We start from the raw sequence: 21,741 nt of genomic DNA on the forward strand, positions 1-21,741 counted from the left end.
GGCGGTATTATACCGTTTGTGCATCTGCTTCAGCTTTGATCCAGTCGTAGCCTTTTTCTTCTAATTCCATTGCTAATTCTTTTGTGCCAGATTTAACAATACGTCCTTTGTATAAAACGTGTACAAAATCAGGAACAATATAGTCAAGCAAACGTTGGTAGTGTGTAACTACGATTGTTGCATTGTTAGCAGTCTTTAATTTATTTACTCCATTGGCAACAATACGTAATGCATCAATATCCAAACCTGAATCTGTTTCATCTAAAATTGCTAACATGGGTTCAAGCATTGCCATCTGGAAGATTTCATTGCGTTTCTTCTCGCCACCAGAGAATCCTTCGTTCAATGCACGTTTCAATAAAGATTCGTCGATTTCAACCAACTTCATTTTTTCTTTCATCAATTTCAAGAAAGAAACTGCATCCATCGGCTCTTGACCTCTGTATTCGCGAACTTCGTTCACAGCTGTTTTCATGAAATTGATGGTGCTTACACCAGGAATTTCAATTGGATATTGGAAAGCAAGAAACACACCTTCACGAGCGCGATCTTCTGGAGACAAATCCAATAAATCTTTGCCATTTAATTGAACCGTTCCACTTGTTACTTCATAATCCGAACGACCTGCTAACACAGAAGCGAGTGTACTTTTACCAGAACCATTGGGTCCCATGATTGCATGCACTTCACCTGCTTTTACTTCCAAGTTGATGCCACGAAGAATTTCTTTTTCTTCAATGCGTGCGTGTAGATTTTTTATAGATAACATAATTTTTGCTTAACGCTTAAGGCGGAAAGCCTAAGGCTGTCCACTATTATTATATGATTAAATTATTGAGGTCTGCTATTAATATATTTGACTTTATTATTAAATAGCTAACGTTTATTTAATGCTTGAAAGCTTTAGGCCTTAAGCCTTCGGCTTTAAGCTTTTTAGCCTACGCTTCCTTCCAAGGAAATTGCAAGAAGTTTTTGTGCTTCTACTGCGAATTCCATTGGTAATTGTTTCAACACTTCTTTGCAATACCCATTCACGATTAAGGCTACCGCTTTTTCAGTAGCAATACCACGCTGGTTGCAATAAAATATTTGATCTTCTCCAATTTTAGAAGTCGTTGCTTCGTGTTCTACCGTAGCGGTATTGTTGTCTACTTCGATGTATGGGAAGGTATGTGCACCACATTGGTCGCCCATTAATAGGGAATCACATTGTGAGTAGTTACGTGCGCCTTCTGCACGCTTCATTATTTTTACCAAACCTCTATAACTATTATGGCTTTTACCAGCTGAGATACCTTTAGAAACGATACGCGACTTGGTGTTTTTGCCAATGTGTATCATTTTTGTGCCGGTATCTGCTTGTTGGTAATTATTTGTTACTGCAACGGAGTAGAACTCTCCAATAGAGTTGTCGCCTTTTAAGATGCAACTTGGATATTTCCATGTAATGGCAGATCCTGTTTCAACTTGTGTCCAAGAGATTTTAGCATAGTCACCCGCACAAATACCGCGTTTTGTTACAAAGTTTAAAATACCACCAACTCCGTTTTTATCACCTGGATACCAGTTTTGAACGGTAGAATATTTAATCTCTGCTCTTTCCATCGCTACAAGTTCCACAACGGCAGCATGCAATTGATTTTCATCGCGCATAGGAGCAGTACAGCCTTCAAGATAACTAACATAGCCACCTTCGTCAGCAATAAGCAAAGTGCGTTCAAATTGACCTGTGTTTGCTGCATTGATACGGAAGTAGGTAGACAATTCCATTGGGCTACGAACACCTTTCGGAATGTAGCAGAAAGATCCATCACTGAATACGGCAGAGTTTAATGCCGCATAGTAGTTGTCTGTTACCGGAACAACACTACCCAAATATTTACGAACCAATTCAGGGTGTTCCTGAACAGCTTCACTCATAGAGCAGAAAATAATTCCGAGTTCTGACAATTTACCTTTAAAGGTAGTCGTGATCGAAACGCTGTCAATAACAGCATCAACTGCTACACCTGTCATACGTTTTTGTTCATCCAAAGAAATACCAAGTTTCTCGAACGTTGCACGTAGTTCTGGATCTATATCATCCAAACTATCTAATGTAACTTTTTGCTTTGGCGCGGAGTAGTAAATAATATCCTGAAAATCAATTTTTGGAAATTTTACATTAGACCATTCAGGCTCATCCATTGCCAACCATTTACGGAAAGCATCCAAGCGCCATTCAAGTAACCATTCTGGTTCATTCTTTTTTGCAGAAATGAAACGTACGGTATCTTCCGATAAACCTTTCGGTAAGGAATCGTTTTCAATGTCCGTTACAAATCCCCATTTATATTCTGATGAGGTTATGTCTTCAAGTATTTTATTACTATCACTCATATTTTCCTTTATCTATGTTTAGACTAATTCTATACTATATATACAAAAATAGCACAAATTTGCTAAGTATGGCTTCTTTTACATACAAATATTAATATAATATGAGTTAAATCAATACATACATGTATGTTCTTGATTATCTTATATAAAAAGAGACAAAATTGTCCTTTATTATGAAAAATAATTGTTTTTTATCATTTTAATGACCCAATTCTAGGGTTCTGTTTATCGATTCTTCTAAAGAAATACTCGTTTCGGTACGTTGAATGCCGTATACTTTTTGAATTTTATCGTGTAGTACTTCCCTTAAGTGTTGGGTATCTCGACAAATAATTTTAACAAACATACTAAAGTTGCCTGTGGTATAATGAACATTTACTACTTCTGGGATTTTGCGCAAATCATCCACTGCTTTGTCGTAGAACTCACTTTTGTCAAGATAGATACCTAAGAATGCGGTGATGTCGTAACCCAAACGGGTATAGTTAATGTCGAGGTGGGAGCCTTTTACGATTCCCAGATCCATCATTTTTTTCATCCGCACGTGAATGGTTCCGCCAGATACACCAATGTTTTTTGCAATTTCTGTATAAGGAATGGAGGCATCTAGCACCAATTGACTTAAAATGTTTAAATCAACGCTATCAATTTCGGAATGTATGGCCATAATCTTAGGTATTTATTATTGAATTATTAATAATATGTCTAATTTATTGATAAAATGATAAATATTAAAATATTTTATAACAATATTTGCAATAAATGATTCAATCTAGTACATTTGTCTTGTTGTCAGTCGGACAATTATACTGTAGGGTGTTGAAATTGGCAGACATGCCCTCCTGTCTCGGGGGTGGAGATTTCAAAATAAACGTAGTGTAAAGCACCAAAGCTAGGGTTGACCACTTATTGTTATGCATTATGGCTAATTGCTCCGTGGGTTGGTTCGAATCCCCCTCCTACAGCTTCAAGTCTAAAAGGCCTTTTATCGAAAGATAGAAGGCCTTTTTTTGTTTAAAATGGAAATTGATCTATATTTTTTTATTCTAAGTTGGCGATATACACGCTTGTCCAACCACCCCCTCAACCAGTCCTTGTTTCTTTTGTGGTTAACAACTTACAGACTCTAATGTTATAGTTGTGGGTCATATAATTGCTTTCATAATCACCACATTTTTGCCACATCCATTCTAAGAGCAAATAGGATTGATAATATTATTTTTTTTACCTGACTTGTTTCCTTTTTTTTATTTAATGTGAATGATCATTTCTCCTAAATACACCAAATGTTAAAACCCAATTTCATACACTCCTCATACACTAGCCATACAGTTCCCATACACTAGCCATACATTTTCCATTCAGTACCTATTCAATATCCGAAGAAAGCATAGTCGTATTTTATAGGATAAATGTAACTGAAATACGGTTACTTTTTAATGATTTGAGAACAATATGAATTGCGTTCACCTTGAAGTTTCATTATATATATGCCAGGTGTCAAAAAGGTTAAATCGTTTAAAAGTATTTCTTGATTTGAAGAATTGACGTCACTTATTGAGTAAACTACTTTTCCTTGAGAATCGTAAATGCGCAATGTGTATTCATCTTTTTCAATTTGCCCTAAGGATATTGTCATCTTATCATTAAATGGGTTTAGATAAATTTGTGTCTTTAAATTGTTGGTTAAAGATGTAACCGACAGTACGGATGATATATTACCGCGGCAGTTTATTACATAGAATTTTGTAGTTATTCGTTACTAATAAATACTCTTACCTAGTCAACATGCATGGTGCTGGTTACAAACGTTCATGGGGTTAGTATTATTAAATAAGTACCGCCAACAGCAAGGTTTAATACAATATTTTGATTTTTACTAAACATGCCTTTTACTGACTTAAATGTTTATAAATAAAATGTTAAAAAAGTATTTTAACTTGTTTCGTTCAATTGATTAGATTTACTATGGTTAATGGTATTTTATATTGAGATTATAAGCTTTATTGAGGAATTATGAAGAAAGAGATGGTGTCCTTTGTTGGCTTTGAACTGAATTTGAAAAAAACTATTTGACAAAAAGAATTTACAATCATTAAACAGTCACAAACCAACATTTTTAAGGGATGTAGATGCCTTATTCAATAGCTTGCCAGTAGCGGTCAGTATATTTGACCATAAAGAATTAAGTTGTACGTATTGTAACGAAAATCTTTCTAGTCTCATGGGATATTCAAGGGCGTTATTTATGGGCGAAAATGGAATGCAAACAATATACAATACTTTCCACCCCGCTCACATGGCAATTTATAATGCCTATATATATCCCAAAATAAGTGAAACAATGGCAGAAGCTTTGGCCAATAATGAAGATGTTAAAAGCTATAAGTTCAGCACTACCTTCAAAGCAGTTCGGTCAAACAAACAAGAATTTTGGTGTCATATCCAGCTAGCAGTTATTGAAACGTATTCAGATGGAATCCCCATGTTTACGTTGTCTTTATTGAGTGATGTAAGCCATATAAAAAAAGACAACAACATCGATTTCTTAATCTATAAAACGGCAAGTGACGAAATTCAACAAACCATATCTTATACTTCTTTTAATGAAGATAATTCTCAATTGAAATTATCAAAAAGAGAAATAGAAGTACTAGCTCTAGTAAAAAAAGGTCATACAAGTAAAGAAATTGCTACTAAGTTGTTTTTGAGCGAACATACTGTTCACACTCATCGCAAAAACATGTTGCATAAAACCAATACTAAAAACATGGCTGAATTGATCCAATTTGCACATTTGAAAAATATATTCTAGTAAATTTGTTTCCAAGTGGGTGGGTTAGTATCCACTATTTATTTCCAGTTAAAAAATTAAACGTTGTCGATCTCAGAGAGAGTTTTTTTATGGAATATCTCAGATGGAAAAAATAGTAGGGTTTGAGAATAATGAATTTAAAAAAAGCACCGGAATTGTTTTTTACAATGCCGGTGCTTACATGGAATTTTTTTAGTTATTAGTCGTTTGTAAATACTCTAACCCAATCTACTTGCATCGATCCTGTTACAATTGTGGCGGGATCGGGATTGTTAAAGTAATCGCCGCCAACTGCAAGGTTCAAAACAATATTTTGTGTTTTGCCAAACATGCTGCTAACGTATTCTCCATATTGGCTTGTATTGGCTAGTGTTCGAATCACTTTCCCATCGAGCATAAAGGTCAATGAATTTTCTTCCCATATTACTTCATATACATGCCAGTATTCTGTTAAGCTTTTTGTTCCGACGTAATTTATTCCACTTTGCCAAGGAACATCGCTTGTTCCAGCTTTAGCACCATAAAAGTAATTGGTTCCAAATTGTAATGGTAAATTACCCTTCGCTTCCATTACATCAATTTCTCCGTTAGTAGGCCAATCTGCTCCCGCACTCCAAAATGCTGGCCACATGCCAAAACCTGCAGGTAATTTAATGCGTGCTGCATATCGAATTTTGGGAGTAGAGCTATTTGCCGAAATGGTTGATATGGTTTCCATTCTGCCTGATGTAAAATCAAATGTTTTTTGTGCAGAATTATAGGGGTCTGTATTTCCTGTAACGGCTTCTTTAATTGCAGTAATTACTAGAATTCCATTTTCTAAATGAATATTTTTTACCCATGTTGGCGTCACGCATTCTTGCCTCACCACAACCCTTTGTTGGCCTCCGCCGCGGCGGAGGCCAACAAACAGCTTCTGTAAGATGTTAAATCAATATTATCTTTACAGTAAGAAACATAAACAGAAATTTAGTAGTCATGATTCTTTCGAAAATACATTACACTATTCGGGAGCGCGTGTATGTTTTGGTGTTTTTGTTATGCTATAAATAGTTGACTACTACCGGAGTCAGTGCGGGGATAGAGGCAGTAGTTGGTAATTTATTTTATAAAAAATAGCGCACAACATTATACTAGCTATGGTTGTTGAAGAGGCTGCCTGTTAGGATACTGTTTTGCCTAAATCATACTTTGTTTTAAAAAAACATATATAGCAAAAAGTACTAATGAAGTCAAAATAATGAACAGCATTATAGTAATATCCGTCGATAATTGAATGTTTTTTTTATCTAACAACTTACATATTCTTTTTAGTGAAAAATATATAAGTATTGGAATTGAAACAATAACTAGAATTAAGAGAATGATATATGTTAGTACAACCATTTTTTTTATTTTAATAATATTAACAGGCCTTGCATGCGCACACACAAGACCTGTTAATACCATTGCTTCACCCAACCAATTCTTTTATTTTTATTGCATGCAGATCCGAAAGGATTTCTGAATACAACACCGGTGGTACAGATCCGAAAGCAACCAAACGTTCATCCGTTTCATTTTTTGGAGACATCAACCACATCGGTTTATTTTTGTATTTCAAGGATAAGAAATAGAAGCGACCAACGGTCGGTTCGTGGTCGTAGTCAAAGCCTGCTACGCTAACGCCTGAAACCTCTACCATTGCACGAACTCCGGATTCTATATCTTCTTTGTAGAAGCATTCAATCATGCCACCTTCTGTATCGCCGCATTTTCCCCAACCTCTTTTTTCAAGGCTTGAACGGATGGCGCCACTTTCTGCTTTGTTGCCTTCAACCTCCGTACCGATTTTTGTTTGTTTATTTTTTTCTTCAATCGTATACAGCGTTCTTCCCAATTGCGGAAATATTTCTTCCATCTCTTGATCGAAGTACCAACGTTTCCATTGTTCCAATTCAGTGGCATCTATGCAATAGGGGTGAGCCATGACTACAGAGTCGCCAGCCTCAAATTGAATTTCTTCTTCAGACTTATTTAGCAGCGTTGTATCTTCCTGGCAAATGAATCGCAATGCAGATCCATCAGCGCGACGCACTTCCCAAAGCAGTCGGGTTGCGTATGTAAACATGATTGGGTTTTGTAGGAAGAAACCAGACCATGCTTCTGCATCCCAAACACGTTGGCTCACCAAGTAATGTTCCAAACGCATGGATTGCGACTTAACCACATCTCTCAATTCTTTTGCGATGTCTTTGAATGTTTCTTTTAATTCTGCAGACGCAGCACTTGGTAAGGATTTTAATTTTTTATTGTCTTCGTTGAAAAATGCAATTTTGAATTTATTATCAATGAACGCACGATACTCTTCGCCATTGATTTCAATTTGTTTGAACAAACCTTCAAAACCAAAGTCAGGAACAATACGATCGCCTAGTTCATTGCGACTGATGTTTAATTCAGCAGCGGCTGCATCCAAGGCCAATAAAGCTGTTTCTCCAACAAATGCTTTTTTGCTTTTATATTTACGTGAATACCATTCCACCCAACGCAAGGCTTTGTTGCTTCCTTGAATAGCTAAGGCAAGAATTCCATATTCGGCCATTGCTTTGCGTCCACCGTCTATCCAAAGATTGATTGCAGACCGAAGTTGGTCCACTAGATCATCTCCACCAATCAAGGCAGCGATGGTCATTACATATTTCTGCTTTACATCACAGCCTTTATCTGCATACGTTTTAAATAACTTTTGCGCAAACGCATCCGACTTTTCTGTGTCGATTAATCGCAACATCGGCCGTGCTTCCGGATCTGAACGCATTTCTTTGCTTCGAGACATGCGATAAAATAAGAAGCGTGTTTCCTCTTGTGTAGCTGTTCTGCCAGATGTGAAATAAATAGGCGGTAAGCCAACTTCTTCGGTCCATGCAATTACGGCATCTTTTAATTTGCCTCTGTTGCGCGTGGCTTCAATAAGTTGCGATAAAAGTTGTTCGTCGTTTTCTGTAATTTCTTCGCCTTCTAAGCTATGCATCATGGCATCGCGCGTATCGTCGTTTTTCTCTTGATTTAGACCTTGGCGGATTGCTTCGATTGCTTCTTCTGTACCCACACTTCGCAAGAGTTGTACGGCAACCAAACGCATGTCGGCTTTTTTGTGATTTAATAATAGTAAAGCTTCTTTAATTGGGTTTGGATCGTGTTGGATGAGATGTTGAACAATTAAATTTCGAACAGGCTTTGATGTGTATTGTTCAAATTTGAATAATTCATCTTTGTAGCTTTCGAACGGATATGTTTCAATAAGTTCTAGAATATATCTGTAAACACTTCCTTTGTAGCTTGTGTCTGTTGATAAGCGTGTAAGTGCTGTTAGGAGGGTTGGTAATGTGCTTTCTGGAATGAATTGATACAAGAGTTCAATATGGTACGGATTAATTGCTTGTCCCAATCCATTTATTTTTTGTACCCATTCAAATCCTGTCTGTTTATTGTCTAAAAAAATATGATAAAGTGCAATCGTACTTAGTTGATAATACATGTAATTACCAATAATCGGTGAACTTAAATAGAAAGACTGTTCGTATGCATCTCTAAATGCTTTTTTTGTAAATATTTGTAGATAATCGTTTGCCTGTTGCAGAACTTCTTTGGGTTCTGGCTTTGGATTGTATTTATTTTTTACCAGTTGCAAATAATACCAAATTTGTGCGCTTTCGATATCTGTAACGTTAACGTATAAATCCATTAATTTTTCAATAATATCTATATTATTAATATAATCAATGGATAGTATGTCTTCAGTACAAATAAATTTACTACGTAAATTTGTATTTGAATAGCTGTTTTCTAAATAGGAATATGCGTGGGTAGGATCAATTAAATTAAGCCAAAAATAAATGGAATATTGAAACCTATATGTCTGCTGATGTATTCCATTTATTAAATGATCAATCCCAAATTTATCAATATGTTTTAATTGCTTGCTAATAAACGTGTAATATGGGGAGTCGGTGTGTAAATAGGATACATTTTTATTAACCCGAACGTTGCATATAAGTTTTGTTGTTATTTCTTTGTCAGACAAAGAAAATTTCCGAAAGACTTTGAGTATTTTATCAAATGCTTTTTGAGAATTTAATTCTAATAAATCATTTATATTAAAATCGTTTGTATCTATAGTATGGCTAATTGTCGGGTGCCAAAGAATATCGCACAAAAGTTCTTCATTTGAAGTCCAGTTTTCTGTTTCATCAATAAGTGAAAACAATCGGCTGAATTGATCGTTTCTCGTATTACTTGTCAATGCAGAAAGGTCTGTTGATGCTCCGGATAAATATTGAATAATGATGGTTTTATTTTTGTCATAATCTTCATCATTATCATAATAATATAAATATTTAGTAATGTCTTGTATTTGTTCAATTGAAAAAGCCATAGCGTTATTTTTTTATTGAAATATTTTCTTTTGCAGCCCATTGCTGTAGATCTTGTTTTTGTAAAGCAGCTGCCATTAAATCGGGGAATTTATCGGGCGTGCAAGCAAATACCGGCACACCATGTTCGGCAAAGAAATGTGCTTGTTGTGAATCGAAAGACGGTGCACCATCGTCGCTCAAGGCTAATAAAATAATCATCTGAACACCTGAAGCGAGGATGTCTAATGCTTTCTTTTGCATCTCTGCAACATTACCTCCTTCATACAAATCACTGATTAAAATTAGAATGGTGTCCGCAGGTTTTGTAACAATGGAATGACAATAACGCAATGCCTTATTGATGTCGGTTCCACCACCGAGTTGTACACCGAATAATAAATCAACAGGATCTTGCAAGTCTTCTGTTAGATCTACCACTTCTGTATCAAACACAACCATACGTGTTTTTACGGCAGGCACAGACGACATCACAGAACCGAAAATTCCTGAATACACAACAGATGTTCCCATAGAACCACTTTGATCCAAACAAAGAATAATATCCTTCATGGATGAACGCTTTCTTCCGTAACCAATTTTTGTTTCGGGTATAATTGTTTTGTGTTCGGGTTGATAATGTTTTAAATTTTTAAGAATGGTTTTATGCCAATTCATTTCATTCAACTTTGGATTGTTGTTCCGAATGCTGCGGTTAATGCTTCCTTTGATTGCTTGAACCATTGGCTGCGTAAGCTTTTGAAGCAACTCATTTACCACCAATTGTACAACCATACGGGCTGTGTCTTTTGTTTTGTCGGGAATGACATTTTTTAGCGTCATTAATGTAGCAACCAAATGTACATCGGGCTGCATATTCTCCAGCATTTCTTTTTCAAGCAACAGTTGTTTCATATTCAACCGTTCCATGGCATCTTTCTGCATCACTTGCACAACCGAAGAAGGGAAGTACGTACGTATGTCGCCCAACCAGCGATTTACATTTGGTGCGGAACCTCCAAGTCCTGCTTTTTTATTTGAATCGTAGAGGTCATTCAGTGTGCGATCGATGCCCATTAGATCACCCGATAAGGTACAACCTGTGCCATCGTTTTCATCGGACCCTAAAATCAATCTCCATCGGATCAGTTTTTCTTCCTCGTTCATGCAGGTACAGTGTTTAATGTATTGTGCGCGTCAACGGTATCAATGCCGAATAGTTGCATCAATGTAGGGATCGGTTTCATGCCACGTGTTTGATCGATAACGTCAGAAGCATTGCTGTTTGATACCCTCGTTTGAGGAATGTTATTTCCATCTTTTGCTTTTTCTCCAAGTTTTCTTCTTTCGGGAGAAGTAAACTCCGAAAATGTTCTTCGTAAGAGTGGAAGAATTTCTTGAAACGTATCGGTACTTAAACTACCAACCCATTGATCCAATAAATTCCATAAAGTGTTGTCTAATAGTAATATTGTTCCTGCTCCTTTTAAGAAGCCTTCGATCCATGAAGCTGTTTCGTTTGCTGTTGTAGAGAGTGCGTAATAAAATACTTTTTCCAGCGCTTCTTGAGGCAGCAATTCAAAATCGTAGGCTATACGTGTGCAATAGCCTTTGATTAAAGGAGGGATGCTGTCGTTTTCTATGATTTCAATAATGGATTTTTGCCATTGTTCAATTAACTGTTCTTCATTTAATAAACGTACAGCATTGTTTAATTCTTGAAACTGATTTACATGTTCGGATGCTGCATCTTCGTTCATACCCATACAAGACGAAGGGAGATTTACACACATACGAATAATCATGGGGCGCACAATATTCAGAATCATTTGCTCATCTGTATTCCGCACGTTTCCGTATCGTACAATGGTCACCAATTTGGGTATGACAAGCATTAAGTCAAACACGTCGGAGCTGGATGCCGCAAGCGAATCTGTTTTGAGTATGATTTTTTGAACTGCATTGGGCAGATCCGCTGGTATGATTGTTTTTAACAGTTGGGTGATTTGAGTAAGCTGATTTGTTTCATTCGCTTTTTGCTCAACGAACCGAACCGCTGCTTCCTTCAATGTGTTGCCTAGGTTGGCAGACTCAGCTATTTGAATCACAAAAGAAGGGTTCCATGTTAATATCCATTGTTCTTTGAACGTTCCTTTACCCGAAACCATTCTGATTTTACCCCACTCAATGCCGAGTAATAACAGGCGATGTAGAAATACACTGCGTTCTAAATCAAATTCTTTTCGTAAGTCAAAGGTATATTCTTTGGCTTCGGCTTGTACCGTTAAACGAAGTGTCTTCTGTTGTTTTTCAATATCAGTTTGTAAAGGTGATTTTGGGATGGCATCGGGTACGGTTCCAATGCGATTGCTCACGATAAGTTCTGTGTTGATTAAACTCATTCGAATCGATTCTCCTTGGCATAAAACTGAAATGGTAGCCTCGTTTAATTCTTCAAGCCCAGGTTTGGATAAACCTCTGAGTATGGCTAAGTTTTCCGCTAAGCGAAAGGCTTCAATGACACTTGCCACAGAAACATCCATTTGTTTTTCGCGTAACAATCGCGCTACTTGAATCATCCACAATGCTCCCGTATCTTCAGGGTGTTCCCAAATATGGTGGTACCAGCCGGGCGATTGAATGCCTGCGCCATACCCACTGGAAGCACTGAGTCTGCTGTAGGTCCAAGGTGTCCATGTTGTAGCTATTTTAACTTTTGGCAAGCCTTTTAATAAATCGGTATCTTGTTTGATCGTATCTCTATTTGTTAATGCGGGTACATGCCAGGCACCACAAATCACAACGATACTTGCAAATAATTCTTTTTCAGCTTCGCGAATAATTTTGCGCATGTATGCTTCGCGAAGTTGCTCGTTATACTCTTCTGTACCGGCGTATGTTCGCATTACACCCATGACTTCTCCAATGGCTTCAAAGACTTCATCGTGGTCTTTGCGGTACTCTATCTGATGTTCCCACCAACGTTCGGGTTCTGCAAAACCAGCAGCGTTTGATAATTCTTTTAGCGGGTTAAAATGAATCGCAGCTGTGGTGTCTGTTTCAGTATTTTCAGTATTGATTTCAGCATGTACTTCTGTTTCGGTTTTTAAAAGATGCTCTTCTTCTTGTTTTTTCTGCAAAGCAAAAACATGCTGTAAGGGAAGGTCCATAAAGCGTACCGGACGATTATTTTTCTTCGCATATTGAAGCGCTTGCCATTCGGGAGAGAATTCTGCAAAGGGATAAAAGCTCGCACGTGCGGGCTCTTCGGGTTGATAGAGCAATAAGGCAACCGGAGGTTTCATTTGTTCGTCCTGAATCCAATCCAACATTGCATCGGCATCGGGCGGACCTTCAACCAACACAATATCGGGATTGTGTAATTCAAGAAATGCTTTTACATGTTGTGCACTGCCCGGACCATGATGCCTGATTCCTAAAATATGTACTGCCATAGTATTCGAATGGTTCGAAGAATTTGATTAAAAATCACGACATGCTCTGTAAATATCTTTCCACTCGTCGCGTTTTTTTACAACGGTTTCCAGATATTCTTTCCAGATGATGGTGTCTTGAACAGGGTCTTTAACTACAGCACCTAAGATCCCTGCAGCAAGATCGGATGCTGTTAAACGGCCATCGCCAAAGTATGCTGCAAGGGCTTGTCCGCTGTTTACAACCGAGATTGCTTCTGCCGCACTTAGCGTACCGCTTGGAGATTTTAATTTTGTTTTTCCATCAATCGTTACACCATCACGCAGTTCGCGGAAGATGGTTACGATTTTTCGTATCTCTTCCAATGCTGGTGGTTGCACGGGTAATTTCATTACTTGCTCATAACTGGCAACTCTGCGTTGCACAATATCAATCTCATCGTTGATGGTTTCAGGTACCGGAAGAATTACCGTATTGAATCGTCTTTTCAAGGCACTTGAAAGATCGTTTACACCTTTGTCTCTGTTGTTGGCAGTTGCAATAACATTGAAGCCACGCACGGCTTGTATCTCCGTGTTGAGTTCAGGTACCGGCATGGTCTTCTCTGACAAGATTGTAATCAGCGTATCCTGTACGTCAGAGCCCATACGAGTAAGCTCTTCAATACGCGCAAGTTTACCGTCTTTCATGGCACGAATCATGGGTGTTTCTACCAAGGCTTTTTCGCTCGGACCTGCAGAAAGTAATTGCGCATAGTTCCATCCATAACGAACCGCTTCTTCACTTGTGCCTGCAGTTCCTTGAATGATCAATGTACTGTCGCCTGAGATTGCTGCTGCAAGATGTTCGCTCACCCAGCTTTTTGCTGTACCCGGCAGACCATACAATAGAAGTGCTCTATCGGTAACTAAGGTTGCAACGGCAATTTCCATCAATCGTTTGTTGCCTATGTATTTGGGTGAAATTTCAAAACCATTTTTTAATTTTCCACCCATTAAATACTGAACAACAGCCTGCGGAGATAACTTCCAGTTTTCGGGCTTTTCGCTTTTGTCTTGTTTCGTAAGTTCATCCAGTTCGTGCGCAAACAATTGTTCCGCATGTTTTCTTAAAAGTTGTGTCATACTGATGTGTTAAAATATAGTTTCTTGAATGTCTTTTTTTAGTTGCAATTGATGCATCATCATCGATCGGTGGTTGTTCCATAAATGCTCAATCGACTCTTCTACTTTAATGGCAGGTAAGATTGCCAGTGTTTGTATCGGTAACTGTTTTAGGCAACGTACATAAAATGTTTTTGTATAACTGTAGGGGTTTTTTGATGTGAATGTAAATAACTGTGTACTCAGTTCTAACGGCCATTCCCTGAGGTTTGCTTCAATTGTAGGAATAATCATTGAAGGATCTGATTTTAGGTGCTTCATGAAATAGTTTAATCGAAGGGATTCTGGAAGTATAGGGATGAGCATATTCATTTCTGCATCCGGAAACTGTTCTAAGAATTGTTCGGCCCAGTGCACATCCTTAAACGTAGCAGTAGCCTGCGTAATGGATTCGATTAAATTTTTCCCTATAGAATCATTTTGTAATAGATTTAATAGTTCTTTGGGAGTACGTGCATACATGGTTTCAAGCAGCTTAGGAGGGGTTCGACTCAGTAGTTGCATCACTAAAAATACCGCATCATCAATCCCTTTTATGTTGCTTAATTTTTCAATACCCGATTCCCACAAAAGAGGATTTGGGTTTTTAAGTTCTGTTATTTCTACCTGCATTGCATTCAATAAGCCTAATAAACTTTTTCCTTTTTTTATAGACAATACTGCTTTGAGTGATTTGCTATATAGTTCAACAAGGGAAGAGTCGGGTAAGCGCCCTTGCAATTCAAAACTCTTAGTTTTAATTTTTTGACTTTTATCTTTTTGAATACTGATGAGCCATTCTTCGTCGGATGCATTCAGCGTTTGTTCAATAGCCTGCAATAAAATTAGACGTGTTGATGCATTCTCTGCGCTCCACACTTCTTGCAATAGATTTAAGCCTTCTTCGTGATTACTTAAGCGAACGCGTACTAATTCTTTTATGCGTTCATCAATTGTTCCATGTGCCCATAGGTTGGTCTCCAGTGAATTTTCTTTGGGTTGCCATGACTTATTGAATCCTGCAAGCCATATTCCACGTTCGCCACTACATGCTATTGTTTCTTGGAAGAGTGTAGAATTATTTTCTGTCAATTCGAATAATGTTGGAAGCCATTCTGGAATGATAATGTGTCCTGAATTTTTGGCCTTTTCCAACCATAGTTTCAAATAATAGGTATCTTCCGTTTCTAAGATTGATGAAAGGAGCGCAATCCCTTCTTTGGAAATGTATGCCAGTGATTCTGTATTACAAATTTTAACGGTTTGATTATTGATCAACTGAGCTTGTTGTCCGCTTTTGTTATACAGCAAGTTTGCTGCAAGTATTTGTAAAAAGGCGTCTTCTGGCTCAATCGATTTTTTAGTAATGATGTTGCAATATGCCTGCAAAGGAATAGGAAAGTCGGATTCTTGCAATACTTTTCTAGACGTGCCGAGCATTGCAGTTTGTTTTAACGATTCATTCATAACGTGCAATGTGTTTTATAAAGAATAATATGCTTCTTGATGCCAAATTCCTAGTGGCATAAATTTATTCGTTTCCAATGCCAGTAGCGACATGGAAACGGGCACGCCACCGCTTATAGATAACCATTTGTAAATACCTGTACATTCAATAGGGATAGGTATAGCACGTTGGTCTTTATCAAATATATACCACAAGCCATTTTGATTCATTGCTTGAACGTTTTCAATAATAAATGGCTGTGTTGGCAGAAAGGGGAGTAGAGATAATAGGTTACTTCTTTTTTCGAATACCGCATCCCAGTTTTCAAGTCCTGCAACTTCAATAGGTATAGAACTGTTTACTTGCCTTTTTATGAGTGCTCGTAAGGGTGCTGCAGATGGATAGAAGACCAGCTCTGCTTCAATCTGAATCCCCTGAGAAAGTAATAATTGTTTTCCTTGCCCTCTTACAATAAATTGAAGCACCAAGGCAAAGGTATTTGTTTGGCTTCCCCAAAGCCAATAGCGTTCCGTGGTTATTTCGTCTTCCGTTTGTATTTGAACCGATAAAACGAGCCAATGATCTAAAATGCCTTTTTGTTCTTTTAACGCTTCTTGCGATTGCGTAAAACCAACAAAACTGCGAATGTCATCTGTGAGTGCGGATGGTAAGGACGATAGGTGCGTGAAGCCTTGAATGAGCATATACATGCGTGCCATTAAATCCAAATACGCATACTCCCAATGCTCTTCAAAAAAGTTTGTTTCGCCAAGTTGTCGTACCATTCTAGATAGGCCCGGCGCTTGTGCATCTATCAATCGGCGCGCCATGTTTTCAAAATATGATGCCGGTTTAGAAGGAAGATCAATTAAGCCATTCCGAATCATGTCTTTCATCCAGAGATGTAATTCTGCAATGCCGTCTTCTACATTGGCTTCGCGTTTCTTTGAACGTTTTTCTTGAGCGACTTCGTCGGGAACGCTGTCTGTTGTAGTTGTTTTCTTTTCGCTTTTTTCTTCGCGTTTTTTCAACCAGTCGCTTACCCATTCTGGTGCTTCGGTTTCTTTAAGTAGGGAAGTATCTCGGACAAAAAGTAAAAACAAACCAAGTCCATGTTTACATGGAAACTTTCTGCTGGGACACGAACATTTGAAAGCAATATTGTTTAGATCAATTTGGGTTTGATAGGGCTTTGCACCACTGCCTTTGCATTCGCCCCAAATGGCTTTTTTAGATTTTTGCAGCAGTTGCCACTTATCTGCTTTTGCTAAATCCTTTCCAGATTTTAGAGAGCTATCATCTGGTGATAAAGCAATTACTTGTTCTTCCTGCCAATGCATAAAAAGCGTAGAATAAAATATGAATCAATTAAAATTCCTTGTATCGAGTCATTTTTATGAATCAATTATAAAGAATACGAACTAAATAAAATTTACCTAAAGTTCAAAGGATGTGGAATACTAATAATTTTACCTACATAGCTCTGTATCAATTATTATGATGTTTTAAAGCATCGCTATTTGTGAGGTGGAGTAAGCTTATAGCATAAAGGTGTTATCGTAATAGTGTAGGGTCGAATGAATTATGAGATGTAACGCGTATTGGATAAATTTATACACAATGCATACATGCCTTCTATGTCTTTTTTATATAGTTAAATAAAAAAAATATATGTTAATCTGTTGATGGTTATGATTTAATGACTTTTTTTTTAAAAAATGAATTTCAACTTGTCCTAAAATATTAATTCTTCGTACAAGACGGTAACTAAAAACTATTTTATGCAAAAAGCATTTACTCATTCCATTTCAATCGCTATTTTATTTTTTACTTCATTTTTAACTTTCGCTCAATATTCCACCAAAGGTTTTGGTTTTCAAGGCTATGCTGTTGGTGCCGATGGGAAGGCGATAGCATCTACAGGTATTACGGTAAAGTTTTCGTTATCACCCAATATAGGTTCAGGAATAACCTACACAGAAGAGCAAGTATTAACCTCTGATATTTACGGTGTCTTCACTGCAACCGTAGGCACTGGTACCAATAAAACAGGAGGTCCTTTTGAAGTATTAAATTTTACATCTGTTTATTATAAACTTAAAGTAGAAGTGAAGAAGACTACAGGTGGTTCCTATACTACCATCAGCGATCAAGCTTTAAATGCAGTTCCTTATGCACGTGCTGCTGAAAACGGTGTACCTGTTGGAAGCATCATGCCATTCGCTGGTCCGGTTAGTGCAATACCTGCTGGCTGGATTCAATGTAATGGACAAACATTGGATGGGACATCTGCTATGTACTTACAATTGTATAATGTTATTTCAACTACCTGGGGTGGCACAGGTCAAAATAGTTTTCAAGTACCCGATTTGAGAGGTGTTTTTTTAAGAGGTATCAATGATGGGAGAAGTGATACATACGCAGATCCAAGTACACGAGCAATAGGATCCATGCAAGATGATGCATATGCAACCCACAATCATGGAGTAACAGATCTTGGACATACGCACGGATACAGAGATCGTTATTTTAGAGAAGCGCAAAATGCCCCTACAGGGACTGGTTATGAAAGATTTTCAGGTGATAATAATGCTGGATCAGGTAATGGCGATGGGGATAACTGGACGTGGTATGTGGATGGAAGTACAAATAACAGTACCACAGGCTTGACTGTAAATAATAGCGCTAACGGGAATGTTGCTGAAACGCGTCCTGCCAATGCGGCCGTTTATTACATCATAAAATACTAATCTTAAAGATATATCATATGCTGTATTCTCTCCAAAAAAATGGAAAGAAATGGATGAGTATTTTCTTTTTAGTACTGCTCCCATATTCTTTTCTGCACGCACAAACTACAATACCGCAAGTGCTGAATTATGTGTCTGGACAATCTGTATCTCATAAAAGCGCGGCACTGGGCGATACATTTTCGGTTTCTTTTCATGGTGGTTCTGTAGTAGGATCGCAACATATCAATGCACCAATCAATGTAACGGGCGACCAGGCAATGGCTGGTTTTAAATACGGACTTGTTTATGCACCCAATGCGTTTGACAAAGACATGTTTGTATCTAAAGGTTATTATCCAGACTATGTACAGTTAAGTTGGGAGATTGCACGCTATCAATCGGATGTAACAGCCTATAAAATTTATCGTCGTGAATTGGGTAGCACTGCTAATCTGGTTCAGGTTGCAAACATTTCAAAAGATGCGACATCTTGGCGTGATGAATATGCGGAAGCAAATGTGATGTACGAATACAAGCTTTTTGCTGATGGATTGTTTCCACAGCAAATTTCATATTTAAACATCTTGAGTGGCGTAGGATTTAGATTGCCTTCCGGTAAAGTTTCGGGTAGAGTAACTTTTCAAGGTGGCGGTGCTGTACAAGGTGTTAGTTTAATTGCTCAAACGAGTGATAATTTCAGTGGCTCAAGTTTATTGCTTGATGGAACGCCAACATCCTACTTAGCTGTTTCTCCTCCCTTGAATGATGTACAATTTAAATTCTCAAGTCAATTTACATTTCAGTCTTGGGTAAAACCAACCGGAACTGGTATATCAACAATTTTTCAGAAAGGTTCACAATATAAAATCACTCAGTCTCCTGGTAAGGTATCCTTTACGGCTGGCACAACAACCATCAATGTTCCGTTTACTCAAAAGATAGATACGTTTTTTAATATTACAGCGGTTCGCAGCATTGACTCGTTGATGCTGTATGTGATGTACAGCGACCAACTTATTTATAAAACAAAAGTAGCTTTTGCAGGAACAACAACTTCAAATGACGATGAATTATTGATTGGTAAAAATATCTTAGGTAGCGAAAATTATAAAGGCTTTATTGACGAGGTTCGCATCTGGCAAAAGTCTTTGTCCGAAAGTGATATTTTGGTGAATACGTTTTTGGTGATCTCTGGAACAGAAACAAACTTGTCTGGGTATTATCGGATGAACGAAGGAGTTGGAGAAAACTTCTATGACCTTTCTCGTAAAGGGTTTTCATTCAATGAAAAACATGGGTTTATGTCTGGTGCAAGCTGGTCATCTGTTGTGCCAAACTTAAATCAGTTAGCTGTAAAAGGGGTTACCGATATCAATGGTAATTATTTAATCACAGGGATTCCATACTCATCAGACGGTTCAACCTACAGCATTGTTCCCGCTTTCGGCATTCATAGTTTTGACCCAACCCAACGATTGATGTTTGTTGGTCCGGGTTCTAATGTTTACAGTGATGTGAACTTTACAGATGTTGCTTCATTCCTTGTACAAGGACAGGCTTTTTATGAGGGTACACGTTTCCCGGTAGATGGGGTACAAATCACAATTGATGGTAAATTAGCATTAACATCTTCAGGAACGCCAATAACAACAGATGCTTCAGGAGCATTTAAAATTGATGTGCCAATCGGTAAGCATCAACTGCAGTTGGTAAAGTACGGGCACGTATTTAAAGGCGGGGGATATTTTCCATCTGCTTCAAGCTATTATGATTTTCAACAGCCTGTAACCATTCAGACTCGTTTTCAAGATTCAACACGTATAAAGGTAATTGGTAAAGTTGTTGGTGGTCCTGTACAAGCTTCAAAAGTAGAAGGCATGGGCAAAACGCAGAACAATATTGGCAATTCAGTAATTGTTTTGACTACTCAAAAGGAGTGGGACTTAAAAAACAGTGCCGGCGATAGCATTCGTACCTGGGATAATGGGTACTACGATCACAAAACAGGCTATAAAAAATATGGCACCACGGGTTATAAAATAGCAGAATTAAAACCCACACAAATAGAAATTACACCAGATCCTGAAACAGGGGAATATGTAGCGTATTTGCTTCCAGAAAAGTACATCATCAAAAGTATTGTTGCGGGTAATCCAACGGGTGCAGCACCTGCATTTCCGAATTATACATTTGGTCCGAGTTATTTAACAACCTTAGATTTTTCAAATGCATTTACAGTTAAAAACGCAACAGACTCTATTGTGGATGTGACGGATTTTACTGTAAATCCATCTACTAAAGATACTACCTACGCAAAGTTTATTGATAGTGTAAATTATCAAGTGATTCAAGATTATATTTTAAGATTAAATCCAACGGTTGCGATTACTTCTCCAAACAAGTCCATAGATCGCTTTTGGGAAAGTCAAGTTACTGCACAAGATGGTTCTGTAGTGCCTGTAGTTACAGGAGATACATACGGACAATGGATTACTCCTGCGCCGATATTTATTCAACGAAATGAATATAAAACAAAGGTTGCTGTTTTTGAACAATACATAAACGTAGATAAATCAAATGCTATTGACAAAGTACCAGTGATTGATGGTAAAGTAACGATTCAAAATGATTTAGCCGTTACAACCAAAGTGCAGAATTTTGCTTTGAATAGTGCCGGAGAATTGGATTATACATTCAGTGGTGGTTTGCCAAATACGACAACAGGTGGCATTGGCGATTTTCAAAAAAGTATGACTGTAAAAGTATTTACAGGAAAAAATGGATCAATCGTTTCAGATTGGCCTTCAGATGGCAATGGCTTTAAAGGATATGTATTGGGTGGTATGCCAACGGGCAATAACTTTGTAACAACAGGGCCCAATGTAGTGAATATGATTATCCGTGATCCACATGGGTCTAATAGCTATGCGTATTATGAAGCAGGAACTTCATCCAGTACAGAAATTTCTTATGAAGTTGAAAATGGGGAAGATGTAGATTCTAAAATTACAGCCAGTATGGGTGTAGATGTAATTACGTTTGCTGGTGTTGGAGCTGGGGTTATTATTGAAACGCAAACAGATAATGATTTAAGTGTTGGTATTCAACAATCCACTACTTGGACTGACAATAATACATCTGTAGTTACCACAAGTAATACTAAAAAATGGTCTACGAGTTCAGAGCCTGATTTTGTGGGGGCGAATGGAGATGTGTTTATTGGTAATTCTACAAATATTGTATATGGTAAAAATGTATTTGTAGATGTGATTCCAACGTCTCAATGTGATGCAACTGCAAATTGCTTGGATTTAGGAAATGGATATAACATTGGCTTGTATACAGGTTTGCGTATGAATCCTCAGTTTTCTACAGCCTTTCAATATTCTGCAAATCA

Annotated in this window: 14 protein-coding genes; 3 read left to right on the forward strand and 11 right to left on the reverse strand. The window is 37.6% G+C overall.

The features are described 5' to 3' along the window. Positions 1-7: 7 nt before the first annotated feature. The 4 genes from sufC to Q0543_RS12785 all read right to left on the reverse strand — a co-directional run bounded on the left by sufC (position 8) and on the right by Q0543_RS12785 (position 4,135). The gene (gene sufC / locus Q0543_RS12770; RefSeq protein ID WP_299253665.1) at positions 8-769 is read right to left on the reverse strand and encodes a Fe-S cluster assembly ATPase SufC; all 762 of its coding nucleotides are present in this window, start codon (positions 767-769) and stop codon (positions 8-10) included. 164 nt (positions 770-933) lie between these two features. Continuing rightward, complete coding sequence (gene sufB, locus Q0543_RS12775) at positions 934-2,379, reverse strand: Fe-S cluster assembly protein SufB (RefSeq protein WP_299253670.1); 1,446 nt, start codon at positions 2,377-2,379, stop codon at positions 934-936. Positions 2,380-2,578: 199 nt separating this feature from the next. Continuing rightward, on the reverse strand, positions 2,579-3,046 hold the full coding sequence (locus Q0543_RS12780; protein ID WP_299253673.1) for an Lrp/AsnC ligand binding domain-containing protein: 468 nt from the start codon (positions 3,044-3,046) through the stop codon (positions 2,579-2,581). Between the two features lie 762 nt (positions 3,047-3,808). Next, positions 3,809-4,135 carry a T9SS type A sorting domain-containing protein gene (locus tag Q0543_RS12785; RefSeq protein WP_366800174.1) on the reverse strand — a complete coding sequence of 109 codons (327 nt, stop codon included), beginning with the start codon at positions 4,133-4,135 and terminating at the stop codon, positions 3,809-3,811. A gap of 468 nt (positions 4,136-4,603) precedes the next feature. On the opposite strand from Q0543_RS12785, the gene Q0543_RS12790 reads away from it, so the two are divergent. Beyond that, the gene (locus Q0543_RS12790; RefSeq protein ID WP_366800173.1) at positions 4,604-5,194 is read left to right on the forward strand and encodes a helix-turn-helix transcriptional regulator; all 591 of its coding nucleotides are present in this window, start codon (positions 4,604-4,606) and stop codon (positions 5,192-5,194) included. A 199-nt stretch (positions 5,195-5,393) separates the two neighbouring features. On the opposite strand, the gene Q0543_RS12795 is transcribed toward Q0543_RS12790, so the two are convergent. From Q0543_RS12795 to Q0543_RS12825, 7 genes are all read right to left on the reverse strand, one after another. Continuing rightward, on the reverse strand, positions 5,394-6,047 hold the full coding sequence (locus Q0543_RS12795; RefSeq protein WP_299253679.1) for a glycoside hydrolase family 16 protein: 654 nt from the start codon (positions 6,045-6,047) through the stop codon (positions 5,394-5,396). A 600-nt stretch (positions 6,048-6,647) separates the two neighbouring features. Then, on the reverse strand, positions 6,648-9,611 hold the full coding sequence (locus Q0543_RS12800; protein WP_299253682.1) for a DUF4132 domain-containing protein: 2,964 nt from the start codon (positions 9,609-9,611) through the stop codon (positions 6,648-6,650). A gap of 4 nt (positions 9,612-9,615) precedes the next feature. Next, entirely contained in the window at positions 9,616-10,755 is a 1,140-nt protein-coding gene (locus Q0543_RS12805; RefSeq protein ID WP_299253685.1) for a VWA domain-containing protein, read from the reverse strand. Continuing rightward, positions 10,752-13,043: a DUF5682 family protein gene (locus Q0543_RS12810; RefSeq protein WP_299253687.1), complete on the reverse strand. Its 2,292-nt coding sequence runs from the start codon at positions 13,041-13,043 to the stop codon at positions 10,752-10,754. The genes Q0543_RS12805 and Q0543_RS12810 overlap by 4 nt, the downstream gene beginning before the upstream one ends. Before the next feature lie 27 nt (positions 13,044-13,070). Then, complete coding sequence (locus Q0543_RS12815; RefSeq protein ID WP_299253690.1) at positions 13,071-14,147, reverse strand: AAA family ATPase; 1,077 nt, start codon at positions 14,145-14,147, stop codon at positions 13,071-13,073. Positions 14,148-14,156: 9 nt separating this feature from the next. Next, complete coding sequence (locus Q0543_RS12820) at positions 14,157-15,632, reverse strand: DUF5691 domain-containing protein (RefSeq protein ID WP_299253693.1); 1,476 nt, start codon at positions 15,630-15,632, stop codon at positions 14,157-14,159. A 15-nt stretch (positions 15,633-15,647) separates the two neighbouring features. Further along, positions 15,648-16,952 carry an SWIM zinc finger family protein gene (locus tag Q0543_RS12825; RefSeq protein ID WP_299253696.1) on the reverse strand — a complete coding sequence of 435 codons (1,305 nt, stop codon included), beginning with the start codon at positions 16,950-16,952 and terminating at the stop codon, positions 15,648-15,650. A 441-nt stretch (positions 16,953-17,393) separates the two neighbouring features. Here Q0543_RS12825 and Q0543_RS12830 point away from each other — a divergent pair, with 441 nt between their 5' ends. After that, positions 17,394-18,362, forward strand: coding sequence for a tail fiber protein (locus Q0543_RS12830; RefSeq protein ID WP_299253699.1), 969 nt, complete (start codon positions 17,394-17,396; stop codon positions 18,360-18,362). Between the two features lie 17 nt (positions 18,363-18,379). Further along, on the forward strand, positions 18,380-21,741 hold a 3,362-nt coding region (locus Q0543_RS12835; protein ID WP_299253702.1), incomplete at its 3' end, for a LamG-like jellyroll fold domain-containing protein.

The organism is uncultured Cytophaga sp., from assembly GCF_937863595.1.
Taxonomy (GTDB): Bacteria; Bacteroidota; Bacteroidia; order Cytophagales; family Cytophagaceae; genus Cytophaga.